General features: G+C 46.7%; 1 protein-coding gene. It reads left to right on the top strand.

Going from position 1 to position 1,091, the window contains the following annotated elements:
• Window positions 1–92: 92 nt before the first annotated feature.
• Complete coding sequence (locus tag UA76_RS12045; protein WP_075202573.1) at window positions 93–1,061, top strand: IS30 family transposase; 969 nt, start codon at window positions 93–95, stop codon at window positions 1,059–1,061.
• Window positions 1,062–1,091 lie beyond the last annotated feature (30 nt).

Raw genomic sequence — 1,091 nt, 5'->3', positions numbered from 1 at the left:
CTTGGATTCAAGTACGAAGTGCGACACTTACCACCAATAAAACAGTGAGATGTGCTATTCATAAGTTTACTCCCGCCAAGAAGTGAAAGACCATGAATTACACACACCTCACTGAGAATGAAAGGTATATGATTTCTGCGCTGAGAAAGCAAGGAACAACTGTTGCTAACATAGCGATACAGCTAGGTCGTCACAAGTCGACCATCTATCGAGAAGTTGAGCGTAACGCTCGCTATTGTGGTTACAACAAACGGTATTCTTATCAACCTGCAAGAGCTCAACAGCGAGCTCGAACGAGATTAAGCTATTCGAGGCGCAATAAGCGCTACGATAAGTCTGATTTCAGGCTAGTTGAGGCCTTGCTGCGCTTGGAGTGGAGCCCAGACCAAGTGGTTGGATATTTGCGGTTGAGAGGCTATCCGACGATGAGCCACGAGCTGATTTATCAGCACGTTTGGCAGGATAAAGCCGGAGGCGGAACACTGTGGAAACACCTGCGTCAGTCCACCAAAATGAGGCGTAAAAGGTACAACTCAAAAGACAGCCGAGGACGCCTAGCCTCGAAGCGTCACATAACGGAAAGACCGGTTGCCGCAAAGGAGAGAAAAGAGCCAGGCCATTGGGAAATTGATACCGTCGTTGGTCGGGGAACCAAGCACTGCATTGTGACGTTAGTTGACCGAATGACGGGTTACACATTTATAGGTCAACTGGACGATAGAACGACAGGCTCCTTGAACATAAGAATGAGCAAGATAATGAGCCGCTCAAGCTTACCCTTTAAGACGATTACAGCAGATAACGGGACGGAGTTTCACCAGTATGCACAGTTAGAACGATTTCATAACTGTTTGTTTTACTTTGCAAACCCATACCACTCATGGGAGCGAGGCACGAATGAGAACACCAATGGGTTAATACGGCAATACTTACCCAAACGAACGTCTATGTCGCATGTGACACAGAAGCTCTGCAATGAAATTGCCCACAAATTAAATACGCGCCCACGCAAACGACTTGGGTATAGAACACCAACGGAGTATATTTATGCGCACCTGTAGAAAGTGTCGCACTTCAAACTTGATACTAAG

Source organism: Vibrio mexicanus, from assembly GCF_001012815.1.
Taxonomy (GTDB): Bacteria; Pseudomonadota; Gammaproteobacteria; order Enterobacterales; family Vibrionaceae; genus Vibrio; species Vibrio mexicanus.
This window is presented reverse-complemented; position numbering and strand designations above follow the sequence as displayed.

Bases quoted from the DNA above. Each gene is read 5' to 3' on its own strand.
- UA76_RS12045 (WP_075202573.1), top strand. From the start codon at position 93: ATGAATTACACACACCTCACTGAGAATGAAAGGTATATGATTTCTGCG.